Source organism: Iodidimonas nitroreducens (assembly GCA_000710935.1).
Lineage (GTDB): Bacteria > Pseudomonadota > Alphaproteobacteria > Sphingomonadales > Rhodothalassiaceae > Iodidimonas > Iodidimonas nitroreducens.
Window position 1 is genome coordinate 50,383 of the sequence record BAYV01000010.1, and the last position, 26,439, is coordinate 76,821.

Genomic DNA, 26,439 nt, shown 5'->3' on the forward strand with positions numbered 1-26,439 from the left:
CCCATAAGCCCTGCTTTGGGGGGAGCAAAATCAGCCATCAGATTTGAAGGGGCGAAGGCCCAGATCAGGGGGTATCGAGCCAGATGGCCAGAGGTCGCAGATTAAAAGCAGCACGATAAACCGGACGCGAAGGCTCAAAAGCTGCGGGGGTGCGAAAACACAGATGCCGCTGTGTATAAAGCGTTTCATAAAGGGTGCGGCGCAGATGATCGGCGTGCGTGATCAGCCCATAGGTTCGGCATTGCGCAGCAAAGCTCATGGCAATACCGGTGATCACCTCATGGCGCTGCACGTCGGGATCGCCATGATCGCCGGTTTTATCCTCTACCGGCAGGCCACTGAGCAGCACAGGGCCAATCCCGTCCCCCGCTTCGATAAAATTATGCTGATAAAGATGCATGAGTGCCGTGCGGGCATGATCCACGGGCACGATATCACCAAGCCCATATTTTCGCGCCAGAAAGGGGCCAAAAAGCTGCTCCAGAAACAACGCATCCCGATAGGGTCCATCGCGATCAAGGCGATAATGGCTGCCGGTCCATAACAGGCATTCAAAGGCCGCGCGTCCCTTTTCCAAAAGGCCCGCCCAATGCGCCTCTCGCGCCTTTTCCCCCGCAATGGCAGCGATCCGCACACCGGCGCTGAGGGCCGCAAGCCACAGCCCCCCGCAATAGCTGCCCGGCCCCAACATGGGAAGATTATCAAAGGTTTGATCGGGGAACCCCTCATGCTCGATCAAACCATCCCCATCCCGATCAAAAACAGCCAGATGATCGATGGCCATGGCCACCGCAGGAAACTGCGCGCGCAAAAAATCATCGTCAGCCCGCAGCCCCACCCGCCACACAGCCAGCACGAACTGGCTGTTAAGATCTTTCCATCGGGTGGAATCCGCCAAAGCATAGCCATTGAGAATGCGGAAAGGCGCTTCCCCGGGCGCGCCCATATCATGGGGCAGAAAGCCGCTTTTCTTGATCCGAAAACGCGCATCGCTGTTCATCGCTTTGCGCATGCGGGGATCATCGAGCGCCACCGTTGCGGCATAATCCTCGATCACCCGATGATCAAGGCCGGGAAAACAGGCCGCCAAGGCAGGGCCAGCATAGCCATAAAGATCAAGGGTATTATAATAAGGATAATCCGGACATTCGAGCAGACCGAAATGTTTTCCGCCCCCTTTGTCACCGGTTTCATCATCTGGAATTCGATCAGCGGTGGCATGATGGGTTGCGCCATCGACCAAAAGATAAAGCTCATTCAGGGCAAAGCCAGCCTGATGGGGGGCGGGGCCCAGCGTCTGCTCGATCTGGCCATGCCAATCATCGATCGCCGACGACCAACATACCTGATGCTTTAACCCATAGGCCCCAATGGCTGCCGCTGCTTTGCCCGCACGGCCCCATTGATCGCTGTAGGCACGCCAATGGCGATCCCCCAAGGCATAGCACATGGCAGGCTGATCCCACACCAGAGCCATATCTATCTGGCACTGCGCGCCGGGGGCCAGATTGCAGCCGGCACTGATCGCCGCTGTTGGCAGCCCGGTTTCATCGGTACTAAAGCCACAATCGGCCAGCCATTGGCGATCATCAGGGCCAATCCGGCCGGTGGTTAGAAAATCGTTCCAAAGATCGGCCCCATCGCCCAAGCCATCAAACATCACCACCCGACCAAGCCGCAAAGACGGATCGCATCGGGTCAGCAAAGCCCATTGCCCATGCCCCGGCGCGATGGGATCATCAAGAGCGGCGCTTTCAAATAAAACACCAAAATGATCGCCATCATCATAGGCCCGATTGCTACGCCCGGCACTATTGCCACCCGAACGCCGATCCTCATGAGTTTGAAATCGGCCCAGCATATTCGCCCAATGGCCCAATAAAGCCACATCGCGCGGCGCATCGCTGATATTTTCGATCTGCCAGCGAAACAGGGCCAAAGGCAGGCTGGCAGAATCAAGATCACCGGCGACCACCGGCGAAAATGCCTCGCAGGAAAGCCGCAGCCCCATGTCCGGCAGGATAAAGCTTCGCCAGATTTTGGGAAACAACGCCGCATAATCACCGGGCATCTGATCATCGGCAAAATGAAAAGCCGCAAGCTGGCCCACCCGCTGGGGCGGTGGCTGCAAAGCGCTGGCAATGGGGGCACGGCCCGGCTGCTGGCTGCGGATGGCAAATCCGCAGGCGGGCTCGGAAAAATGCTGCACCACCCTTGATCCCAATGACCAGCGATTGAAACGGCCATCGGGGCTCCAGCCAACACCGCCGGTGCCGATGCCGCCTAAGGGCAGACCGCTGATGGACGCGGGATCATCGGGCACGATCCGCCGCAACCGCTTATCAGCCGAAGAAATTTTCCGCGCCTGAGGGATAGGCACATGCCGCCAGCCCATGCGAAATGCCGAAGCCGCTATAGCTTTCGTGCCGGCCTGTTTTGTGGCTCTATCCATGTGGGGTGCACTTTTTTCCAAGGCCATGACAATCATAGTCTACGGAAAATAAGTGCAGATTACACTCTAAAAGCCCACTGAATTTCTATAGGCCTAGCGTAAAACCAGCAGGGGGCGCAGGGTGTTTTCGATCATTTTCAAGGTGTTGCTGCCCAGAAAAACGGTGGCCAATTTAGAGCGTGAAAAAGCCCCCATCACCAGCAAATCCACATGCTGATCTTTTTTGTAATCCATCAGCACATTAAAAACATTGCCTTCCAGAAAGCTGGACTGCACATCAAATCCATGCGCCACCAGCATGGCTTCGGTGCTTTTGAATTTATCGAACAGGCCCGCCTGATTATTATTCACCGTCACCAGATGGCAGGTCATATTATAAAGCAATCCGCCTTCGATGATCCGTTTAACGGCTTTATCCGCCGTTTCCCGGCCATCATAGGCCAGCATGAAATTTTTGGGTTCAACAAAATCCCGGCTCACGATCAAAACCGGCGTGTGAACCCGACGAATGATCTGTTCGATATGCGATCCAAGCGCCTTCACATTCTCGCCGCTGCCTGCCCCCTTTCGCCCCATAACGATGATCCGCGCATCCGCTTCCAGGTCGCAAATAGCATCCACAATCCCGCCATGGCGCTGAATTTTTTCGATATGCTCCCGGGCTTGGGCTGATGCCATTTGGGCGGCATGGTCAAGGATTTCCCTGCCAAGCTCCAAAGCCACTTTGCCGCGCTGCTCATCCAAAGACACCATTTCCTGCAAAAGCGTGGTACGCGCCCCCAGGCCGATGGCTCCGCTCAGATCTTCAGCCGAAGGCGTGTTCGATTTTTCAATGGCATGAAGGAGTAAAAGGGTTTTGCTGAGTTTATTAGAGGCCCAAACGCCTGCCTGACACACCCCATGAGACAAGGCCGAGCCATCGATACATGTGATTATTTTATTCATTCTATGTCCTTAATGACCAGCCATCAGCTTTTCAACTTTTTCGGGATCATTATAAACCCCGAATTTGTCAACAATCGTTTCGGTGGCTTTGCTCATCCCCACGATTTCAACCTGCGCCCCTTCGCGCCTGAACTTGATCACCACCTTATCCAAAGTCGCCACGGCGGTAATATCCCAAAAATGCGCGCCATCAAGATCGATGATCACCCGGGGCACCGCTTCCTTGAAATCAAATGAGCCGATAAAGGATTGCGACGAGGCAAAGAAAACCTGCCCGATGACCTCATAAACGCGCGTATCTTCATCGGCTTTCCGTGATTTCACCACCATGAAACGGCCAATTTTATGGGCAAAGAACAAGGTCGCCAAAAGCACGCCCACCAAAACGCCAATCGCCAGATTATGCGTGGCCACCACCACGATCACCGTGGCAATCATCACGATATTCGTTGAAAAGGGGTGTTTTTTGATATCTTTGATCGAGCTCCAGGAAAAAGTACCGATGGCCACCATGATCATCACCGAAACCAAAGCGGCCATAGGGATTTGTTGCAGCCATTCCCCCAAAAACACCACCATCACCAAAAGATAAATCCCGGCGGCAAAGGTCGATAAACGCCCCCGCCCTCCGGATTTTACATTGATGATCGATTGGCCGATCATGGCGCAACCAGCCATGCCGCCCAGCAATCCGGCCCCGATATTGGCAATCCCCTGGCCTTTGCATTCACGATTTTTATCGCTGGGCCGGTCTGTCAGATCATCGACGATGGTGGCGGTCATCAGCGATTCCAGCAAACCAACCACCGCAAGCCCTACGGAATAAGGCAGGATGATCATCAGTGTTTCAAGATTAAGCGGCACTTCGGGCCATAAAAAGATGGGCAAGGTATCAGGCAACTGCCCCATATCGCCCACAGTGCGGATCTCAAGGCCAAAGAAAATAGCCGCCAATGTCAGAACCACAATCGAGACCAAAGGCGACGGAATGCTTTTCCCGATATAGGGCAGATAGGGGAACAGATAGATGATCCCCAGCCCCGCCGCAGTCATGGCATAAACATGCCATGTCACATGGGTCAGCTCGGGCAGTTGCGCGATGAAAATCAGAATGGCCAGGGCATTGACAAAGCCGGTGACCACCGAGCGCGAAACAAAGCGCATCAAACTGCCCAGCTTCAAAGTCCCGGCCAGAATCTGGATCACCCCGGTTAAAAGGGTGGCGGCCAGCAGATATTCCAGCCCATGTTCTTTGACCAAAGTGACCATCAACAGGGCCATCGCCCCGGTAGCCGCAGAAATCATCCCCGGTCGCCCGCCAACAATGGCGATGATCACGGAAATTGAGAATGAAGCATATAATCCCACCTTGGGATCAACCCCGGCGATGATGGAAAAGGCAATGGCTTCCGGTATCAGGGCTAAAGCAACGACAAGCCCGGCCAGCAGATCCCCCCTGATATTAGAGAACCATTCTTCTTTTAATTTCAGCAGCATAGAAACCCTTATCAATGAATCGAGAACGCAAGCCCAACACAAACAAAGCGGGCAAAGGCACATATCGGATGCTAGCCCCCCGGATCGGCCGGGGAGATGAATGGCAGATGAAGATGATGCGATGTTTTTAAAACAAAGATGCCGGTGCACAGGCAGCATAGGCGGCACAGGCTGATATCTTGCTCATTTTTAAAGAGCTAAACGCGACAGAAATTGCGCTTTGCTCTTTATCTGTTATTTAAATCCCGATCAAAATCCTGTCGTCAATCATCTAACATAAACGGTTTATGATGCGCTGCACCATTTTTCAGGTCTCTCCATATGCCACTCTGCGCCATCAGGCAAGGCACGATTGCCCCCCTCATGCATAATCGACCCTTGCACTGTAAGAATGCGCGCAAAAGATGGTTTGGATGATAGGAATTTTCCGCTTGAAGGTCTCATAGAAAATAGTAAAGATATTTTATTAGTTGTTATTGTTATAAATATTCTCCATTTAAGATATTATGCAGTTAAAATTAGTCATATTTTTTATAAAAATCTAGAAAGTGACATAAGATGGCAACAAAGAGATTTTTCGAAGAGCGAACGGATCAATCCGAAGTCAAAGCTCGCATCGTGAACAAGTACTTCTCCACTTGGGCGCAGGTCGTCATGCCAACGGTGGCGAAGCGGGGCGGAAAGATCGCGTATATGGACCTCTATGCAGGCCCAGGCCGTTATAAAGACGGCGCAGCCTCCACACCCCTGCTTGTCCTGCAAACGGCCATCAATCATCCGCAGATGTCGCAAATGCTCACTGCTTATTTCAATGACGCGGATGGCGATAAAACCTCAACGCTTCAGACGGAAATCGAAAAGCTGCCCGGTATCGAAAAGCTGAAATACAAGCCAGTTGTGACGTGTGGTGAAGTCGATGACGACGCTGCCACTTATTTCAACGAAACACGGCTTGTCCCATCATTCTCGTTCGTCGATCCCTTTGGCTACAAAGGCCTATCGTTGCGGATCGTAAAGGGTGTCATAAAAGATTGGGGTTGTGACTGCGTCTTCTTCTTCAACTACAATCGGATCAATGCGGGGATCAACAATCCCGGTGTGAAGAAGCATATGGATGCACTGTTCGGAGAAGAGCGCGCGGATGCCCTGAGGGCAAGGCTGCCCGGTTTGACGCCAGAGTTGCGAGAAGCTGCCATTCTTGAAGAGCTGGCCAACGAAATCCGGTCTCTCGGCGGCCAGTACGTGCTGCCGTTTACGTTCCGGAACAGTGAAGGCACACGCACCTCGCACAAACTGATTTTCGTCTCAAAGCACTTCAAAGGCTATGAAATTATGAAGGATATAATGGCGGCGGAAAGCTCGACGCTCGACGAAGGTGTCCCGTCGCTCGCCTACTCCCCCGCTGATGCGTCGATGCCGCTGCTTTTTTCGCTGACCCAGCCAATGTCCATGCTGAAGCAAATGTTGCTGGAAGACTTCGCGGGGCAAACTCTGTCGCTCACCGAAATCTACGAGCGACACAGCGTCAGCAAGCCTTATGTCAAGAAGAATTACAGGGAAGCTCTAAGGGCCTTGGAAGATTCTGGCAACGTGTTAGCATGCTCGACAAAGGATAGACGTCGAAAAGGCACATATCCTGACCATGTTAAAATTAAATTTAAGGATGGGGATTGAGCTTGGCCACCAATTCATCAATCGAATGGACAGAAGCCACTTGGAACCCAGTCGTGGGCTGTAACGTGATCTCGCCAGGCTGCACAAATTGCTACGCCATGCGAATGGCGCGGCGGCTCGAAGCCATGGGGCAACCGAAATACGGGGGCACCACGCGGATGTCTGGCGGACGGCCGAAGTGGAACGGAGTTGTGCGGGTTGACGAGGATAGCCTCAAGTTGCCCGCAACATGGCGCACTGGCCGCATGATTTTCGTGAACTCAATGTCAGACCTGTTCCACGACAAAGTGCCGCTCGAATTTGTGAAACGGGTTTTCGAGACGATGAGAGCAACCCCACAGCATACCTACCAGATTTTGACGAAGCGCGCGGAGCGTCTCGAAGAGATCGCTCTTGATCTCGATTGGCCGCACAATGTCTGGATGGGGGTCAGTGTCGAAAATGCTGATTATCTTTACCGCATTGACCATCTGCGTAGGACTGAGGCCGCGATCAAGTTTCTAAGTTTAGAGCCGTTGCTGGGTCCGCTTGAGAATATGAACCTTGATTACATTGACTGGGTAATCGCGGGTGGGGAAAGCGGCCCAGGCGCAAGACCGATGAACCCAACTTGGGTGCGATCAATACGCGATCAATGCCTAACAGCTGGTGTCGCCTTTCATTTTAAGCAATGGGGCGGCGTTAACAAAAAGAAAACAGGACGTACACTCGATGGTCTAACTTGGGACGAATTTCCCAAAAGCCCCCAAAAAAGCGATGCAAGCTTGGAAACATTATTCGCCTAAACAATATTCCCACTTGAAATAATTTTATATGATTAATGCTGTCTTTTCTTTATTCACTGACCTGATTTATATAAAAACTCTCATAGGCAATAAAAAATACATCAGAGTTATTAAGAGTAAAACATCGAAAACATATTGAAACGCATCTATCAATCCATGATTCTCACAATCTTAACGAAGCTGCAAACTATCCCTGCAACTCCAAATGCGCCTCAACCCAAATGAAAGCAAGCTGGCACATGTTTAGCCAGAACATCCCCAACCGCATAACGGGATCGTGAATTGCGCGGGCAAGCGATGCCTCCATATCTCCCGCACGATCAGAGTATAGTCTTGATCGGCTTCAAATAAAATCAAGGGACGGGAGAGACGAATGCGATTTTTCATTAAGATTCTTTCCAGCATCGGCTTAGCTTTGGTGCTGGGAACCGGGGCAGCCCATGCAGAATGGGTGGATTATTCCAAAGAAGCCTTTGCGCAGGCGCAGAAAGACGGGCGCACGCAGCTCGTTGATATCAGTGCCGATTGGTGCCCAACCTGTCGGGCGCAAAAGCCGATCCTTGATGAACTTGCAACCGAAGATCGTTTGGGGAATGTGGTCTTTGTCAAGCTCGACTATGACACCCATAAGGATTTTCTGCGCACCTATAATGTGCCACGGCAATCCACTATCCTGATTTTCGACGGGGCAACCGAGGTGAACCGCTCCATTGCTGAAACCGACCGCGAGCGCCTGCGCAGCTTCGTGTTCGAGAGCGTCGACCAGATCACCCCTTCGGATCGTTCTGATGGGTAGTGCTGCCCTTGCCTATCTCGCAGGCTTGGTGACGATCCTCAATCCCTGTGTGCTGCCGATCCTGCCGATCCTTGTTGGATCATCCCTCAGCCAAAGCCGCTATGGTCCGGCGGCGCTGGCTGCGGGCCTGGTGTTTTCGTTCTCAACGTTCGGGCTTCTGATTCTTGCTTTTGGTTTTTCCATCGGGCTGGATCAGGAGCTTTTACGCATGGGGGCGGGGGTGCTTCTGGTTGCGGCGGGGTTGCTCTTTCTATTGTCCCGCGCCCAGATGGCCTTTGTCACGGCCACCGGCCCGTTGGTGAGTGGCGGCAATCGTATGCTTGACCGAATATCGGGGGATGGCCTTGCCGGTCAATTCAGCATTGGGGCGCTTTTGGGGCTGGTTTGGGCACCTTGTGTGGGCCCAACCCTTGGCGTGGCCATCGCCGCCGCCAGCCGGGGCGAAAATCTCGCCGGCGCCTTTGGCATTTTTCTGGTTTTCGGCTTGGGGGTCGCCACCTCAATTTTGGCCTTCGCCTATGGCTCACGCAAAGCGCTGGCAGGGCGCAAGCAAAGGCTTCAAGCGCTGGCGCGCTATGCCAAACCGATATTTGGCATGGCCCTGCTTTTCGTGGGTGTGCTGATCTTATCCGGGATTGATCGCATGATCGAATCCGCGATGCTCGACATCATGCCGCAATGGCTCATCGAATTTACCACGCAATTTTAAATCCATGACCCCCGGGGCCATCCCCGGGGTCGTGAGGGAAAGACAGCCATCATCGCGTCGCGCAGCGCATCATCCATTCTGCTCATTTCCCTATGCCATCACTGATTTTATAGTGCATGCTGGCCTCTTCATAATGAGGCTTTTTTGGCACAATATCCACAATCTGCTACTCGCCGGTGATGGCATCTTGATTGCATGGGGGATCGATGACTATGCCAAATGCGGATCAGCGCCAGCCATCATGGCACATCTTAACAACCAAGGAGTCGCTCGACCGCCTAGAGACGCAGGCGGGCGGCCTTTCTGAAGCCGAGGCGACAAATCGGCTGGCAAAATTCGGCCCGAACCGGCTGCCGGAAGGCCCCCGACAAAGCGACTTCCTGCGCTTTCTCAAGCAATTTCACCATCTTCTGATCTATGTGCTCCTTGGCTCTGCAGTGCTGACAGCAGCGCTCGGCCATTGGATCGATACAGGCGTCATTCTGGCCGTGGTCCTTGCCAATGCCCTGATCGGCTTCATTCAGGAAGGCAAGGCGGAAAAGGCGATGGATGCCATTCGCCATATGCTCGCCCCCCACGCCACTGTGCTCCGCGATGGGGAACGCCACAGCATCAAAGGCGATCACCTCGTTCCCGGTGATATTGTCTTGCTTGAAGCCGGAGACAAAGTGCCCGCCGATCTGCGCCTTTTGGCCGCGCATGGCATGGCGGTGCAGGAAGCTATCCTGACCGGGGAATCCGTACCCGTTGAGAAACATATAGAGCCAGTAGCTGAAAATGCTGCCTTGGGAGACCGATCATGCATGGCATTTTCCGGTACCCTGGTCACGACCGGGCAGGGAAAAGGCGTGGTCGTTGGCACCGGCAGCCAAACCGAGATCGGGCGCATCAGCGGACTGCTTTCAAAGGTTGAAACGCTGACCACACCCCTTGTGGCGCAGATGGCTGTTTTTGCCAGATGGCTGACCATCTTCATCCTGCTGATTGCCGCGCTCCTGTTGGTTTATGGCTATTTTGTCAGCCGCCATGAGTTCACGGAGACGTTCATGGCGGTGGTCGGGCTCTCAGTTGCCGCGATTCCCGAAGGATTGCCCGCCGTGCTGACCATCACGCTGGCCATCGGCGTTCAGGCCATGGCGCGCCGCAATGCCATTGTCCGGCATTTGCCAGCGATTGAAACTTTGGGGTCGGTTTCCGTTATCTGCACCGATAAAACCGGCACCCTCACCCGCAATGAAATGATGGTGGCCTCTATCCTGACCGTTCGGCATCTCTTCACTTTGGAAGGTGAAGGCTATGCGCCCATGGGGGCACTCAAGCTTCTCGACGCGCAGGTGGAGCCATCCGATCATGACCTGCTTTCAGAACTCGGCCGTGCGGCGGCCCTGTGCAATGATGCGGTCCTGCGCCAGCAAGGCGGCCTATGGATGGTGGAAGGCGACCCGATGGAAGGGGCGCTTCTCGCCTTCGCCGGAAAGATGGAGCAGGATGTTGGCAAGACACAGGCCCTGTGGACACGCGCCGACATCATCCCCTTCGATGCCAAGCACCGCTTCATGGCGACCCTTAATCATGACCATGAAGGCCGAGCCTTCATTTTCGTCAAAGGCGCACCGGAAAAAATTCTGGCCATGTGCCGGGATCAGCGCGGCATGGATGGCGAAACGGAAGCGCTGGCGATCCATGACTGGCATGAGAAAGCCTGTTCCATCGCGGCGCTCGGCCAACGGGTGCTTGCCTTTGCCATCAGGCCGGTGGAAGCCGACCATAAAGCGCTTGAGCATAAAGATGTTGAAGGCACGCTCACGCTTTTGGGCATGACGGGCATGATCGACCCGCCGCGTGCTGAGGCGATAGCCGCCGTCGAAGACTGCCATCAAGCCGGCATCCGGGTGAAAATGATCACCGGCGACCATGCACAAACGGCCGCCGCGATTGCCAAACAAATTGGCCTGAAAAACCCCGAACAGGTTTTGAGCGGACGCAATCTCGACAACATGGATGATGCCACGCTGCATCAGGCCGTTCTGGATTGCGACATTTTCGCCCGGACCAGCCCGGAACATAAGCTGCGATTGGTGATGGCGCTGCAATCCCATGGCTTGACCGTGGCAATGACCGGAGATGGCGTGAATGATGCACCCGCCCTGAAACGCGCGGATGCGGGCATCGCCATGGGGATGAAAGGCAGTGAAGCGGCCAAGGAAGCAGCGGATCTGGTGCTGGCGGATGATAATTTCGTTTCCATCGCCGCCGCCGTGCGCGAAGGCCGCACTGTTTACGACAATATCAAAAAGGTCATCAGCTGGACGCTCCCAACCAGTGCGGGCGAAGCGATGACCATCATCGTCGCTTTATTGGCGGGGATGACGCTGCCGATAACCCCGGTCCAGATTTTATGGGTCAATCTGATCACCACTGTAACCCTAGGCATGGCGCTTGCCTTTGAGCCCACAGAAGAAAGCACCATGCGCCGTCCGCCGCGCCCGCGTGATCAACCGCTGCTGACCGGCGGATTGATCTGGCATATCATTCTGGTCTCGATCCTGTTCCTTTGCGGCGTGTTCGGCATGTATCACTATGCCATTAATCAGGGCTACACACTGGAACTCGCCCGCACCATCGCCCTCAATACGCTGGTGGTGATGGAAATATTCCACCTGTTCTTCATCCGGAATATCTATGGAACATCGCTGACATGGAAGGCGGTGCGCGGAACCAGAATGGTGTGGACAGTGGTCATCGTTATTACTGTCGCGCAGTTCGCTCTCACCTATCTGCCGTTCATGCAAACCGTTTTTGCCACAAAGCCCATCTCATTGAAGGATGGTATGCTGATTGTCGGCGTTGGCGTGGCCCTGTTTGCGATCATCGAAACCGAAAAGCAGATCCGCCTTCGGCTGTCGAAAAAAGTGATGAATGATGATGTTCGGGCATAGCGTCTGATATGCTCTAGAGCCTGCCGCTATTGGCCAAGCCAAGCGCATTTCAATATAATTTCATGATGTCAGGAAATGGTGACCCCTACGGGACTCGAACCCGTGTTTTCGCCGTGAAAGGGCGACGTCCTAGACCGCTAGACGAAGGGGCCGTGCGGCTTGCGTGGAGCGGTGTTTAGACAATGCAGGCATGATCCGTCAAGCACCCTTCGCCAAAATCCGAAAAATATTTGATCCCGCGTGCAAAAATACGCGGATTTTGCGCGCATATCCGAGAGTGTCCGGTGTTTTGTGTAAGTGGGATTTGGTCCATGTTTCCTGAAAGAAGCAAGGATGATAACGATTTCGAAAGAACTACTGGACGAATTGCTGAAGGGCTGCGAGCGGCCTGAGGATCTGCTTGGCGATGCCGGGCTGATGAAAGAGCTCAAGATCAAGCTGATGATCCGAAGGGACCGTGGCCGCAGTGCGGCCGCGTAAGCCCGAAGGATGATGCTGGGGGCCGAGTTGACGGCGCATCTGGGCTATGAGGAGGGCAAGGACGCGCCGCCCGATCAACCCAACCGGCGCAATGGTTCATCCGCCAAGAGATTAAAGGGCCAAGACGGTGAACTGCCGATCGCCGTGCTGCGAGACCGGGACGGTAGTTTCACGCCCGAACTGGTGAAGAAGGGCCAGACCCGGATCGACGGGATCGACGACAAGATCGTTGGCCTTTATGCCGCCGGACTGACAGTGCGCGACATCCGTGCCCACCTTGAGGATGTCTATGGCTTACAGGTCTCGCCAGACCTGATCAGCCGCGTGACCGATGCCGTGCTGGACGAGGTGCGTGACTGGCAAAGCCGGGCGCTGGAGCGGATGTATCCCATCATCATTTTTGACGCTCTGCGGGTCAAAATCCGTGATGCCGACAGCCGGATGGTGAAAAACAAGGCGGTTTACGTGGCCTTAGGCGTCACCCGTGACGGGGTGCGCGAGGTGCTTGGCCTATGGGTTGCTGAGAGCGAGGGTGCCAAATTCTGGTTATCCGTGATGACGGAACTGAAGAACCGCGGGGTTCAGGACATCCTGATCGCGGTCGTGGACGGGCTCAAGGGCTTTCCTGACGCCATCACCACCGCCTTCCCGGAGGCCACGGTTCAGACCTGTATCGTGCATCTGGTGCGCCATTCTCTGAACGTCTGCGCCTGGAAGGACCGCAAGGCCGTGGCCGCCGATCTGCGCCTGATTTACAGCGCCCCAACGGCCGATCAGGCTGCTGCCGAACTGAACGCGTTTGAGGAAAAATGGGCCGGAAAATATGCCTCCATCGCCCCGGCCTGGCGGCGGGCCTGGCAGGAGGTGATCCCGTTCTTTGCCTTCGATCCGGCCATTCGCAAGATCATCTACACGACCAATGCCATCGAGAGCCTGAACCGCGTCATCCGTAAATCGATCAAAACCCGGGGATCCTTCCCAACCGAGGAGGCTGCGACCAAGCTGATCTATCTGGCGATCCGAAACTTCGAGAAAGGCGGCAGGACTGTCCAGAAATGGTTTGCCGCCCGCAATCAGTTCGCCATAATGTTCGATGAACGCTTCAACGCGTGACCGTATCTGAAACCCCCATGGGCCAGACCAGATACACAAAGGTCATGACACTCCCGCATATCCAAAGATGCAGCCTGATCGCCCTCCTTAAACGAGGGCGGCATCATCGATGGTCATTTCGATTTTTGGCGTCATGCCCCATTCATCGATCTTGAGCCTGCCTGCCAGATGAAAGCGCTTGCCCACGCCCCCAAGAAGGGCCGCCCCCAAATCCTGATCGGCCGCGCGAAAGGCAATCGCCTTCAATCGCCCGCCCCCACGGCTCCCGAAAATGCAGCGCACATGGCCACGGCCCACTTCATCGCAGCGCACCAGATCAAGATCGGGCAAAACAAAACGCGGCGCCGGATTGCCCATACCAAAAGGGCCAAGGCGTTCAAGAGCCGTAACCAATTCAAGGCTGGCCCCTTTCAGGCTGAGCACACAATCCACCTCATGCAGGCGGCCCGCCCGGGCCTTTTCCACCCGCGCCAAAAGCCATTGCTCAAGAAAATCACGAAATGCCGGAAGCTTTTGCGCCGATGCGCTGAAACCCGCCGCCATGGCATGGCCGCCGCCCTTTTCGAGATGGCCCAGCCGCACCGCTTCAATCACCGCCGCACCAATATCCACATGGGGAATCGATCGCACCGAGCCTTTCGCCTCGCCCTTATCATCGATGGCGATCACGAAAGCGGGGCGGCCAAAGCGTTCGGTGAGCCGCGAGGCAACAATCCCGATCACCCCGGGATGCCAGCCCTCACCCGCTGCAAAAACCAGCGGATGAGGATCGCCGCCCGCGTTTTCCTTCAGCACCTGCGCCAGGGCTTCATCGGCAACGGCGGCTTCCAGCGCCTGGCGTTCGGTATTATAGAAATCAAGCTGCTCGGCCATGTGCCTTGCTTTTTCAGGATCATCAGTGGTCAGCAACCGCGCCCCCAGATCAGCTTCACCCACCCGGCCACCGGCATTCACCCGTGGGCCCAGCAAAAAGCCCAGATGATAAACCCCCGGCATCTGATCCATGCGCGCCACATCAGCAAGCGCCGCCAGTCCGATATTATGCCGCCGGGCCAGCACCTTCAATCCCTGCGCCACAAAGGCCCTGTTCACCCCGGTGAGCGGCACCACATCACACACCGTGCCCAAAGCCACCAGATCCAGCCATTGCATCAGATCCGGTTCAGGCCGGCTCGCCCCATACCAGCCCGCCGCGCGCAAAGCACGATTGATCGCCACTACCAGAAGAAAGCTCACCCCCACAGCGGCAAGCTGCCCATAAGTGCCATCTTCATCAAGGCGATTGGGATTGATCACCGCCACCGCAGGCGGCAAGGCGCTTTCGGCCTTATGATGATCAACAACGATCATATGAAGGCCCATGGCCTGCGCCGCCTTCAAGGGCTCGAACGACAAGGTACCGCAATCAACGGTGATCACCACTTGGGTCTGTTCATCCGCCAAAATCCGCAAAGCCGCTTCATTGGGGCCATAACCCTCGCGCAGGCGATCCGGGATATAGATCCGCGCCACCGCCCCCACAGCAGCGAAAAACCGCCACAGCAAAGCGGAGGATGTGGCCCCATCCACATCATAATCGCCAAAAATCGCTATTTTTTCTCCACCCATAATGGCTTTGGCCACGCGATCGGCCGCCACATCCATATCCGCAAAGCGCGAGGGATCAGGCAGGCTCTGGCGCAAAACGGGCTGGAGAAACGCCTCGGCCGCATCGATGTCAATGCCCCGGCCCGCCAGCACCCGCCCAACGATTTCATCGAGTTCAAGACGCTGGCTTAAGTGCAAAGCGAGACGATCATCACAGGGCCTGAGCCGCCAATGCCGCCCGCTCAAGGAACGGCTGACCCCCAAAAGGGCATCCTGATGAAGCGCGGGCGCGGCATCGGCGCTTATGTCGGGTTTCGTGCTCAATTGCGGTCGATCTCATGCTTGATATGATCAGATTGGATGCGACGCACCGTGCGGGTGGAAGCCCGCATCACCAGGGAATGGGTGCGCCAGCCGATCCGGGTTTTACTCACCCCCTTCATCATGGTGCCATCCGTCACACCGGTTGCGGCAAAAATGGTATCGCCACAGGCCAGTTCATGCATCTGATATTTACGATGAAGATCCGTGATGCCAATGCGCTGCGCCCGTTCCTTTTCATCGTCATTGCGGAAAACCAGCCGCCCCTGAAACTGCCCGCCCACGCAATTAAGCGCTGCCGCCGCCAGCACCCCTTCGGGGGCACCCCCCTGGCCCATATAAAGATCAATGGCGGTATCGGGTTCGGTGGTGGCGATGACCCCGGCAATATCACCATCGGGGATCAGGCGCAGCCGAACCCCAATGGCCCGCAATTCATGGATCAGCTTTTCATGCCGGGGCCGATCAAGCACGCAAACGCTGATCTCGCCAACTGCAACATTTTTCGCCGCAGCCATTGCCTTCACATTAGCCGTCGGGCTTTGATCCAGATCCACCAGCCCTTGGGGATAGCCGCCGCCAATGGCGATCTTGTCCATATACACATCAGGGGCATTGAGCAGATTGCCCTTTTCGGCAATGGCCAGAACAGCCATGGAATCGGGGGCCCAGCGGGCGGTGAGGCCAGTGCCTTCCAAAGGATCGAGGGCGATATCAACCGCCACCCCGCCCAAACCCACTTTTTCGCCGATAAACAGCATCGGGGCATCATCGCGCTCCCCCTCGCCAATCACCACGGTGCCATCGATATAAAGCTTGTTGAACGCCGCCCGCATGGTTTCAACGGCTGCCTGATCGGCCTCTTTTTCCCGCCCCAAACCGCGCCATTGGGCTGCAGCAATGGCCGCTGCTTCGGTCACACGCACCATTTCAAGAACGAGTTGCCGGTCAAGCGTGCCTTTATCTGTCATGATTTTTCCTCATCCCCTGTTCCCTTTAAACCCAAAAAATACCGGACCTCGAAAAGCCGGGGGCTTTGATTGCACGGTATCTTGAATTAACGTACATCTCATAAAAAGGCTAAACAAAGCATCCTCTAAATCTTTTTCAATATCGTGCCCCTGATGATGGAGACGGCCATGACACAATCGGATCATGCTGCAGATAAAACACCGGAAAGCCCCCTTACTCAGGCCGACTGGCAGGCATATTCCGATAATATGGCAAAAGTGGCCACCCGCACGCAGGAGCTGATCCAGGAATGGCTGAAAAAACAACAGGGTGCTCAACAGGATCAGGATATCGACCCGCTTAATATCGGCGAATCCTTTTTTGAACTGACCGCAAAAATGATGAGCGATCCCGCCCGCTTGGCGGAAACCCAGATGGCGATGTTCCAGGATTATCTGCAATTATGGCAGAATGCGACTTTGCGCATGATGGGGGCGGAAACCGAGGCGGTGATCGCGCCGGAAAAGGGCGATAAGCGCTTCAAACACCCGGAATGGTCGGAAAATCAGCTTTTCGATTTCATCAAGCAATCCTATCTGCTGGCATCGCGCCACATCAATAAAGCCGTTGAAGAAACCGAAGGGCTCGACCCTGAGGACGAGCGCAAAACAGAATTTTACACCCGCCAGTTCATCGATGCCCTTTCCCCCAGCAATTTTGCCCTCACCAATCCGGAAGTCTTGCAAACAACGGTGGAAACCCGGGGCGAAAATCTGATCAAGGGCCTGGAAAATCTGCTCAATGATCTGGAGCGGGGCAGCGGCGATCTTTCAATTTCCATGACCGATGAAAAAGCGTTCGAGGTGGGGCGCAATGTAGCCGTCACCCCGGGCAAGGTTGTTTATGAATGCGACTTGTTCCAGCTCATTCAATATAGCCCCAACACCAAAGAGGTTTATGAAAAGCCGCTGCTGATCTTTCCACCCTGGATCAATAAATTCTATATCCTTGATCTGACCGCGCAAAAAAGCTTCGTCAAATGGTGTGTCGATCAGGGCATCACGGTGTTTATGGTTTCATGGGTAAACCCCGATGCCAGCCTGCGCGACAAAACCCTTGATGATTATCTCAAAGATGGCCAATTGCGCGCTTTGGAGATGGTGGAAAAAATCACCGGCGTGCGCGGGATCAATGTTATCGGCTATTGCGTTGCCGGAACCCTTCTGGCCGCCACCCTTGCCTGGCTCGAAGCCCGGGGAGAAGCCGATCGGATCGCTTCCGTAACCTTTTTCACCGCCCAAGTGGATTTCGAAGATGCCGGTGAATTGAAGGTCTTTGTTGATGAAGATCAGCTTGAAGCCCTGTCGCGTCGGATGCAGAAAAAAGGCTATCTGGATGCCAGTGCCATGGCGGGCACTTTCAATATGCTGCGATCCAATGATCTGATCTGGTCTTTTGTGGTCAATAATTATCTGTTGGGCAAAGAGCCCTTCCCCTTTGATCTTTTATACTGGAATTCCGACAGTACCAATCTGGCCGCCGGGGTGCATGCGCAATATCTGCGCGCGATGTATTATGAGAATGCACTGGTCAAACCCGGCGGGCTGACACTGGCCGGAGAATCCATCGATCTCAGGCGCATCAAAACACCGGCCTATATTCAGGCCGGGCGCGAAGATCATATCGCACCGCCACAATCGGTTTATAAAATCACCGGCATTCTGGCCGGGCCGCAGCGCTTTGTGCTTGCGGGATCAGGCCATATTGCCGGTGTCGTCAATCCGCCCGATGCCAAGAAATACCAATATTGGACCAAATCGGGAAAGCTGCCCAAAAGCCTTGATGAGTTTACCTCGAAGGCCATCGAAACCCCCGGCTCATGGTGGCCGGATTGGCTGCAATGGCTGGAAAAATATAGCGGGCCGAAAATTCCGGCGCGTGATCCCGGCAGCGATCAGTTCCCGCCCATCGAAGAGGCCCCCGGCCGCTATGTAAAGGTGAAGGCGCAATAAGCTCATTGATCCCGGGCCCCGCGTGGGGGGGCAGATTTTTTTTGCAGTGCCCTAAATTTCAATTATTGCGTCTTTGTGATGCATTATTGCGCAAAATCCCCCCCAAGAACGAAAGCTCATTACGAGCAATGCATGTCATAATAGGACCTTGATAGAACGCCCGTTCAGTCTTTGGCCCCGCATCGGGCCGCAAGGCTGAAAGAGGGCGCAGCGCATATTGATCCGGGGTCTGCAGATGTTCATGCAAAAAGTCACGCTCGACGATAAATATCAGCTCAGATCGGGCCGCGCTTATATGACCGGTATTCAGGCGCTGGTGCGCCTGCCGATCGTGCAGCGCTGGCGCGATATCGAGGCCGGGCTTAATACCGCGGGCTTCATCTCGGGTTATCGCGGATCGCCGCTTGGCACCTATGATATGGAATTGATGCGCGCGAAATCCTATCTTGAACCCCTCCATGTTCATTTCGAGCCCGGCCTCAATGAAGATCTGGCCGCCACCTCGGTCTGGGGAAGCCAGCAATCCAATCTGGCGGGTCAGGGCCTTTATGATGGCGTTTTCGGCATCTGGTATGGCAAGGGCCCCGGTGTCGATCGCTCCATGGATGTGTTCAAACACGCGAACGCCGCGGGCACCATGGAACATGGCGGCGTGCTGGCCATCGCGGGCGATGATCATGCCGCCAAATCATCCACCCTGCCCCACCAGACCGAGCATGATTTCATGTCGGCGATGATGCCGGTGCTTTATCCTGCGGGCGTGCGGGAGTTCGTTGAATTCGGCCTTCTGGGCCTTGCCATGTCGCGCTATACCGGGGCTTGGGTCGCCTTTAAAACCACATCCGATACCGCCGAAACATCGGCTTCGATTGATCTTGAAGGCGAAAAGCGCTCGATCATCCTGCCCACCGATTTTGAAATGCCCCAAGGCGGCCTGCATATCCGCTGGCCCGATCCATGGCGGGGTCAGGATACCCGCTTGCAGCGCTATAAGGGCTTTGCCGCCCATGCTTTTGCCCGGGCCAATCAGATCGATAAAGTCGTTCTGGATAGCCCCAATCCGCGCTTTGGGATCATTGCATCGGGCAAGGCTTATCTCGATGTGTGCCAGGCCCTCCATGAAATGGGCATCACCAAAGAGGTCGCCAGCGAGATCGGCCTGCGGCTTTACAAGGTGGGCATGGTCTGGCCATTGGAACCCCAAGGTGCCCGCGCTTTCGCCGAAGGACTTGAAGAGGTTCTGGTGGTGGAAGAAAAGCGTGAGATGATCGAATATCAGCTCATGCAGCAGCTTTATAACTGGAAGGAAAGCGCCCGCCCGCGCATTGTTGGCAAGCATGATGATAAGGGCCGCTGGCTTTTATCCCCCGATAATGAGCTGGATATTTCCCTTGTTTCTCATGCCATTGCTTCAAGGCTTGCGCATTTCCACAATACCCCGCTGATCCGGGATCGTCTCGCATGGTTTGAAGCCCGGAAATCCGCTGCCGAAGCCTATGAGCCCGAAACCGCGCGCACGCCGTTTTTCTGTTCGGGCTGCCCGCATAACAGCTCGACCCGGCTTCCCGAGGGCAGCCGCGCTTTGGCCGGGATCGGCTGTCATATCATGGCCATCAATATGGATCGCCATAATGAAACCTTCACCCAGATGGGTGGGGAAGGCACGCCATGGATCGGCACCCATCATTTCACCAAAGAAAAGCATATTTTCGCCAATCTGGGCGATGGCACCTATTCCCATTCCGGCATTCTGGCCATTCGCGCCTCGGTAGCGGCCAAGGTGAATATCACCTATAAGCTGCTTTATAATGATGCCGTGGCGATGACCGGCGGGCAGGAAGCCGAAGGCCATTTAAGCGTGCCGCAGATTGCCGCACAGCTTGTGGCCGAAGGTGTGGGGCGCGTGGCGATTGCCTCGGAACGCCCTGAAATCTATGCCAAAGCCACCCTGCCCCCCGATGTGGAGGTGCATGAGCGCGATCAATTGATGAACCTGCAATATGAAATGCGCGAGATGAACGGCGTAACGGCGATCATCTATGATCAGACCTGCGCTGCCGAAAAGCGTCGCCGCCGGAAACGCGGCAAAATGGAAGATCCCGACAAACGGGTGATCATCAATGATCAGGTTTGTGAAGGCTGCGGCGATTGCTCGGTGCAATCCAATTGCGTGTCGGTTGAGCCTTTGGAAACCGAATTGGGGCGCAAGCGGCAAATCAATCAATCCACCTGCAACAAGGATTTCTCCTGTCTCAAGGGTTTTTGCCCCTCATTCGTGACGGTGAAGGGCGGCCAGCTCAAGAAATCGAAAGCGGGCGGCAAGGAAACCGATCTGCCTGATGTGCCCATGCCAAAGGTGCCCGCATTGGAAGAAAGCTATAATATTCTGGTGACCGGCATTGGCGGTACCGGGGTGCTGACCATTGGTGCCCTTTTGGGGATGGCCGCGCATCTGGAAGGCAAGGGCTGTTCGGTTCTCGATATGGCCGGATTGGCGCAAAAAGGCGGAGCGGTGCTTTCGCATATCCGCTTATTTGCGGAACAGGATCGCGAAGCCAGCGCCAAGATCATCACCGGCGGTGCCAATCTGTTGCTTGCCTGCGATAGCGTGGTGGCATCAGGCAAGGATGCGCAAACCGCCCTTTCAGAAGAACGCACCCGCGCGGTGATCAACACCACCCTCACCCCGGTGGCCGATTTCGTGCGCAATCGCGATCTCGATTTCAAGGAACTGGCCGTGCAAAAGGCGATTGCCGCCCGCACGATGAAAGATGGCCGCTTTCCCCTGCCCGCCACCGGGCTGGCCACGGCCCTGATGGGGGATTCCATCGCCACCAATATGTTCATTCTGGGCTATGCCTGGCAAAAGGGGCTGATCCCGCTGAGCCTTGATAGCATCAAGGAAGCCATCACATTGAATAAAGTGGCTATCGACAATAATCTGCGGACCCTGCATTGGGGCCGCGCCGCCGCCCATGATCTGGCGCTGATCGAAAAGCTGGTGGCTCCCTTTGATCGCGAGACGGATCGCTTTCACGCGAAAAATCTTGATGAAGCCCAAAGCTATCGCGAACATTTTCTGGAAAACTATCAGGATAAAAAACTGGCCGCCCGCTATCGCGCGATGGTGGAGGATGTGCGGGCCGCCGAGCACAAGATCGGCGCCGATCATCAGGCCCTGACCAAGGCGGTCATCCATAATTATTTCAAGCTATTGGCCTATAAGGATGAATATGAAGTGGCGCGGCTTTATGCCTCGGGCGATTTTGAAAATCGCCTGAAAGCGCAATTCGAGGGCGATGTGCGCTTGAGCTTTCATATGGCCCCGCCCTTATTTTCAAAGATCGATCCGCGCACCGGCAGGCCCAAAAAAACCGAATTCGGGCCTTGGATGCTGCCGGCCTTCCGGCTCCTGGCCAAATTGAAGGGCCTGCGCGGCACGCCTTTCGATCCCTTTGGCTATAGCGCCGATCGCAAGATGGAACGCCAATTGATCGCCGATTATGAAGCCATGCTGGCCCGTATTCTGCCACGCTTGCGGGCGGATAATCTCGATTGTGCCACCGCCCTTGCCGCCCTGCCCGATATGGTTCGTGGATTTGGCCCGGTGAAGGAAGATAGCGTCGAACTGATGCTCAAGAAGAAAGCGGAATTGCTGGATCGGTTCAACGATCCCACGATCAAAAACCCTGAAATCATGGCGGCGCAATAATGTGTCGGCCCACAACCAATCGTTAAGACGCAACAGATAAAGCTTCTGTGCTCTCTAGTTTAAAAGGATATCTCATGCCTGTTTTTTCCACACGCGCCTTCAATAAACATGAACAGGTGGTTTTTTGCAGTGATCCGGTCACCGGATTGCAGGCGATCATCGCCATTCATTCCACAGTGCTTGGGCCAGCGGTGGGGGGCTGCCGTTTTTGGGATTATGCCGCCGCCCATCGCGGGGCTTCCCTTGAAGTGGCGCAAAAGCGTGCCGAAGAAGATGCGGTGTTTGATGTTTTGCGGCTTTCGCGCGGTATGAGCTATAAAAACGCCATGGCCGGGCTGCGGATCGGCGGTGGTAAATCGGTGATCATCGGCGATCCCAAAAGCATCAAGACACCGGAATTGCTCAGAAAATTCGGCGAGCATCTGACCCGTTTGGGCGGCCGATATTATACCGCCGAAGATGTGGGCACAAAGCCGCAGGATATGGAAATCATCCATCAAACCAGCAATTATGTGGTGGGGCTTGAAAGCGGCGATTTTGCCACAGGCGATCCTTCGCCGCATACCGCTTTGGGGGTTTTCGCCGGGATCGAGGCCGCAGCAAAATATAAGCTCGGCCGCAAGGACTTGAGCGGGTTAAGCGTGGCCATTCAGGGTGTGGGCAATGTGGGCCGTGATCTGGCCATGCATCTGCGTGAAGCCGGGGCGAAGATCATCATTGCCGATATCGTGAAGGAAAATATCGAGCGTGTTTTGGCTGCTGGCCCGGCGGAGGTGGTGGATGTGCAAAAAATCCATGCCGTGGATGCCGATATTTTCGCCCCTTGCGCTTTGGGTGGGGTTTTGAATGCCAAAACCATCCCGCAGATCAACGCCAAAATCATCGCTGGCGCTGCCAATAATGTGCTCGATGATGAAGTGGCGGATGATATCGCCCTGCAAAAGCGCGGCATTTTATATGCCCCCGATTATATCATCAATGCCGGGGGGATCATCTCCGTAGAATCAGAGGTTTATCAAGAACATCTCGACCATCATGAGCGGTCCAAAAAAATCGCCCGGATCGCCGAGACCCTGATCGAGGTTTTTGAAACCAGCGATCAAAAGCAACAGCCCACGGGCAGGATTGCCAATGAACTGGCAGAACAGCGCATCGATGCCAAGCGCCAAAGCCTGAAAGATGCGGCCGAATAATCACGGCGGCACTCTTTCATCTCAAGCCATGCGCGGGACATCAGCGGATGCCCCGGCGTGGTTTGTGTTTTTTTTGGGCCTTAGCATCCCTGATAAAGGTTTCTAAGGCTGGACCCATCCCCGGCTTTGTAATAGAAAGCGCGCGCGGCCAAAAGCCTCGCCCTTGCGCTCCGATAGCCCCATGCTGAAAGGACCATATTCATGACAGATCTTCGCTATCTTTCGTCGGAAGACGGATTTCTTGGTCTTGACAGCGAAAACAGCCCACCCCCCGAAGAAGCCCGGGCGGTGATCGTTCCCTTTGGGCTGGAAGCCACGGTTTCCTATGAAGGGGGCACCGCAAAGGGGCCGCAAGCCATGCTTGATGCCAGCCATGAGGTGGAGCTTTTTGACGAAGAATTCTGGTTCGAGCCCGTGCATCATTATGGGGTGGCGACCCTTGAGCCGCCGAAAATCGAGAAACCCGTTGAAAAGGCACTGGATCAGCTGGCCGCCATCACCGGCGAGATTTTATCCCAGGATCGTTTTCCCATGGTGTTCGGGGGCGAACATTCCATCACCCCGGGGGCGATCCGGCCATTTCTGGAACAGGTTCCCGATCTGGTGGTTTTGCATTTCGATGCCCATGCCGATCTGCGCGATGGCTATAATGGGGAAAAATTCAGCCATGCTTCGGCCATTCGCCGGATTCTCGATGATCCCTCGGCGGAGGTCGTTTCGGTGGGAATCAGGAATATCTCACAAAGCGAAATCGGCTTTTATGAAGATAATCGTGATCGCATCCATATCCATTGGGCAAAAGATAAAGCCCTATGGACATTGGATAAAATCATCGAACCCTTGCGCGACCGGCCGATTTATCTGACCTTTGATCTGGATGGTTTCGATGGTTCGGTGATGCCGGCCACCGGCACCCCGGAACCGGGCGGCCTGTTTTGGGATGATGTGATGGCGATCATCCGCAAAGCAGCTGATGTGGGCGATATCATCGGGGCCGATATCAACGAACTGGCCCCCCGACCCAATTTGCATGGCTGTGATTTTCTGGCTGCCAAGCTTGCCTATAAAATCCTGTCTTTCGCGCATCTGGGCATGCCCGAAAAACGCGGGGCGCGACCTTCCAATCAATCCCTGCATTAAAATATCAGCCTGCCCTTTTTATGGGCGGGCTCGCCCTTTGCGGGATCATTCAACCCCTAAATGCTGCTCCAGAAATTGGGCCACAGCGCGATAAAGGGCCACCCGATTATTAAGTTTGCGCACGCCATGGCCTTCATCGGAAAAGCGCATATAGATAACCGGTAATCCATTGGCGCGCAGGGCTTTCACCAGCCTGTCGGATTCGGTGACCGGATCGCGGGGATCATTGGCGCCATGCTGCACAAACATCGGCACCTTGATCTGATCGGCCCGGGTGATGGGCGATAATTCCGCGAAAAAGGCGCGATCATCAGGATCGTTGATATCGCCATATTCCAGCCGATCCGATGCCTTCAGCGCCGGCGAGGCTTCTTCCAAAGCCCGCACCCAATCCGACACGCCAACAAAGGACACCCCGGCCTTGAAGGCATCAGGATAGCTGCCCAAAACAGCATTCACCATATAGCCCCCATAAGAGCCACCCATCACCGCAGCGCGATCCGCATCAACCCGGCCATCTTCTTTTAAAAAGGCCAAAGCATCCACCAGATCACGCACGGAATCCGGGCGCTTTCTTTGGTTATCCAGCCGGGCGTAATGTTTGCCAAAGCCGGTTGAGCCACGCACATTCACATCCAGAACCGCAACACCACGGCCCAAAAGATATTGTGTCACGCCCGAAAATGTGGGCCGGGCCTGCGCCGTTGGCCCGCCATGCACATCAATCACCACGGGTGGTTTCACGCCATCCGGGCTTTTTGCCGGCAGATATAAAAGCCCATGCAGCATAACCCCATCCCGGGCCTTGAAATAAACCGATTGCGGGGCCACCAGCGTTCTGGGATCGATACCCGCCAATTCGGCACGGGCGGCATGGGCAAAAGCCCCATCCGGAAGCGACCAGCTATAAACTGCACCCGGAATATCGGGAGCCGAGACCCGAACCGACAAAACCGACGCCCGATCGGCAAAATCAATGCCATAAACCCCGGCGGGCAAAGCCGGAGACTCGATCATTTCGTTTTGCGCCAGATCCCGCGCATAAAGCTTTGAAGTGCCACCGTCATTCACGGTCCAGATCAGATAGCGCCCATCATGGGACAGCGCCAGATCATCCACATCATGATCGGGCGTTTCGATCCAATCGAGCGATCTTGAGGCCAGATCATAATAGGCAAGGCCTTTGAAATTCCGCTCATGATCGCTGATCAGATAAAAACCCGCGCCATCCGGTCGCCATTGAAATGTGCCATAATAAGCGCTGATTTCAGGGCTAAACAGGGTTTGAAAGGCCCCGTCATCCACATTCAATAGGTGCAGATCATTGCCATCCTCGCCCCGGATTTCAGAAATGATTACCGATGATCCACCCGGCTGCCACGGCCCGGCATAAAAGCCAAAGCGACCCTGATGCACCATGCGGCTTTCACCGGTCAGGCGATTGGCCACATAAAGGTCGAAATCCGTGCCATTCCGTGCGGTTGACGCATAGATGAAGCGCTTTCCATCCGGCGAGAAGCTGCCAAAATTGCGATAGGCCTCGGAATGGTCGAGAATCTGCCTTTCGGCTCGGCCATCGGCACTGATCTGCCAATAGGCTTCGCGCTCATCGCCATTGCGGTCTGCCGCATAAAGAAGGGATGGCCAGTCCTCATCAGAGGGCGGCAGCCAATGAAATTCCGTCACCGCCGCGCCAAAGGTGATCTGATGGGGCCAACCCCCTTTTGCTGGCACCGTCCAGATCTGGGGAATGCCCGTGACCGTGCTGGTAAAGGCAAGGGTTTTTCCATCCGGCGACAAAGCCGCCCCGCCAATGCCGCGCACCATCAAATATCGCACGATATCGGTGGGGTTTTCCCCCGCCAATCCCGGCGCCACCGGCCCCACATCGGGAATATCGCCAGGATAGGGCCAATCCTGCGCCACGGCCATCGTGATGAAACCGCAGAAAAAAACCGGCAGTGCCAAAAGCCGCATGGCTGAAGCCAAAAAGCGGTGGCGCGGAAATCCTGTCCCAGCGGGATCAGACCTGATTGAAGGCTGCGGCATGTTTGTTTCCTTGTCCCCAGACGGTGGATAAAGCTAGACTATTGCAAAAGATATTTGGGGATGATCAGACCTCAAACACAGGAA

At 55.2% G+C, this 26,439-nt stretch carries 15 protein-coding genes, 1 tRNA gene and 1 pseudogene; 10 read left to right on the plus strand and 7 right to left on the minus strand.

Annotated features, from left to right (window positions below; all coding sequences use genetic code 11):
* Window positions 1–64 precede the first annotated feature (64 nt).
* From AQ1_RS04480 to AQ1_RS04490, 3 genes are all read right to left on the minus strand, one after another.
* Window positions 65–2,452 (minus strand): GH116 family glycosyl hydrolase, encoded by a 2,388-nt coding sequence (locus AQ1_RS04480; RefSeq protein WP_161760425.1) that lies wholly within the window; start codon window positions 2,450–2,452, stop codon window positions 65–67.
* A 93-nt stretch (window positions 2,453–2,545) separates the two neighbouring features.
* Window positions 2,546–3,397, minus strand: coding sequence for a universal stress protein (locus AQ1_RS04485; protein ID WP_042084703.1), 852 nt, complete (start codon window positions 3,395–3,397; stop codon window positions 2,546–2,548).
* A gap of 9 nt (window positions 3,398–3,406) precedes the next feature.
* Window positions 3,407–4,894, minus strand: a complete 1,488-nt coding sequence (locus AQ1_RS04490; protein WP_042084705.1) for a SulP family inorganic anion transporter — start codon at window positions 4,892–4,894, stop codon at window positions 3,407–3,409.
* Window positions 4,895–5,452: 558 nt separating this feature from the next.
* On the opposite strand from AQ1_RS04490, the gene AQ1_RS04495 reads away from it, so the two are divergent.
* From AQ1_RS04495 to AQ1_RS04515, 5 genes are all read left to right on the plus strand, one after another.
* Window positions 5,453–6,568, plus strand: a complete 1,116-nt coding sequence (locus AQ1_RS04495; RefSeq protein WP_042084707.1) for a three-Cys-motif partner protein TcmP — start codon at window positions 5,453–5,455, stop codon at window positions 6,566–6,568.
* A gap of 2 nt (window positions 6,569–6,570) precedes the next feature.
* Complete coding sequence (locus AQ1_RS04500) at window positions 6,571–7,353, plus strand: DUF5131 family protein (protein ID WP_042084708.1); 783 nt, start codon at window positions 6,571–6,573, stop codon at window positions 7,351–7,353.
* A gap of 373 nt (window positions 7,354–7,726) precedes the next feature.
* Complete coding sequence (locus AQ1_RS04505) at window positions 7,727–8,149, plus strand: thioredoxin family protein (RefSeq protein WP_042084709.1); 423 nt, start codon at window positions 7,727–7,729, stop codon at window positions 8,147–8,149.
* Window positions 8,142–8,858: a cytochrome c biogenesis CcdA family protein gene (locus tag AQ1_RS04510; protein ID WP_042084710.1), complete on the plus strand. Its 717-nt coding sequence runs from the start codon at window positions 8,142–8,144 to the stop codon at window positions 8,856–8,858. The genes AQ1_RS04505 and AQ1_RS04510 overlap by 8 nt, the downstream gene beginning before the upstream one ends.
* A gap of 212 nt (window positions 8,859–9,070) precedes the next feature.
* Window positions 9,071–11,797 carry a cation-transporting P-type ATPase gene (locus AQ1_RS04515; protein ID WP_152550388.1) on the plus strand — a complete coding sequence of 909 codons (2,727 nt, stop codon included), beginning with the start codon at window positions 9,071–9,073 and terminating at the stop codon, window positions 11,795–11,797.
* A 76-nt stretch (window positions 11,798–11,873) separates the two neighbouring features.
* On the opposite strand, the gene AQ1_RS04520 is transcribed toward AQ1_RS04515, so the two are convergent.
* Window positions 11,874–11,949: transfer RNA gene (locus AQ1_RS04520), tRNA-Glu, on the minus strand.
* A 181-nt stretch (window positions 11,950–12,130) separates the two neighbouring features.
* On the opposite strand from AQ1_RS04520, the pseudogene AQ1_RS04525 reads away from it, so the two are divergent.
* Window positions 12,131–13,390, plus strand: a pseudogene (locus AQ1_RS04525) (IS256 family transposase).
* 87 nt (window positions 13,391–13,477) lie between these two features.
* Here the strand turns inward: AQ1_RS04525 and recJ are convergent.
* On the minus strand, window positions 13,478–15,301 hold the full coding sequence (gene recJ / locus AQ1_RS04530) for a single-stranded-DNA-specific exonuclease RecJ (protein WP_313979560.1): 1,824 nt from the start codon (window positions 15,299–15,301) through the stop codon (window positions 13,478–13,480).
* Window positions 15,298–16,269 (minus strand): class II fructose-bisphosphatase, encoded by a 972-nt coding sequence (gene glpX, locus AQ1_RS04535; protein WP_042084713.1) that lies wholly within the window; start codon window positions 16,267–16,269, stop codon window positions 15,298–15,300. Before glpX ends, recJ begins: the two co-directional genes overlap by 4 nt.
* A 168-nt stretch (window positions 16,270–16,437) precedes the next feature.
* Between glpX and AQ1_RS04540 the strand changes: the two genes are divergently transcribed.
* From AQ1_RS04540 to speB, 4 genes are all read left to right on the plus strand, one after another.
* Entirely contained in the window at window positions 16,438–18,261 is a 1,824-nt protein-coding gene (locus AQ1_RS04540; protein ID WP_313979551.1) for a PHA/PHB synthase family protein, read from the plus strand.
* A 235-nt stretch (window positions 18,262–18,496) separates the two neighbouring features.
* On the plus strand, window positions 18,497–21,973 hold the full coding sequence (locus AQ1_RS04545; RefSeq protein ID WP_042084714.1) for an indolepyruvate ferredoxin oxidoreductase family protein: 3,477 nt from the start codon (window positions 18,497–18,499) through the stop codon (window positions 21,971–21,973).
* A gap of 74 nt (window positions 21,974–22,047) precedes the next feature.
* Window positions 22,048–23,166: a Glu/Leu/Phe/Val family dehydrogenase gene (locus AQ1_RS04550; RefSeq protein WP_042084716.1), complete on the plus strand. Its 1,119-nt coding sequence runs from the start codon at window positions 22,048–22,050 to the stop codon at window positions 23,164–23,166.
* A gap of 201 nt (window positions 23,167–23,367) precedes the next feature.
* The gene (gene speB / locus AQ1_RS04555) at window positions 23,368–24,306 is read left to right on the plus strand and encodes an agmatinase (protein ID WP_042084718.1); all 939 of its coding nucleotides are present in this window, start codon (window positions 23,368–23,370) and stop codon (window positions 24,304–24,306) included.
* Between the two features lie 45 nt (window positions 24,307–24,351).
* Here speB and AQ1_RS04560 read toward each other — a convergent pair whose 3' ends face one another.
* Window positions 24,352–26,355 carry an alpha/beta hydrolase family protein gene (locus AQ1_RS04560; RefSeq protein WP_052370941.1) on the minus strand — a complete coding sequence of 668 codons (2,004 nt, stop codon included), beginning with the start codon at window positions 26,353–26,355 and terminating at the stop codon, window positions 24,352–24,354.
* Between the last annotated feature and the right edge of the window lie 84 nt (window positions 26,356–26,439).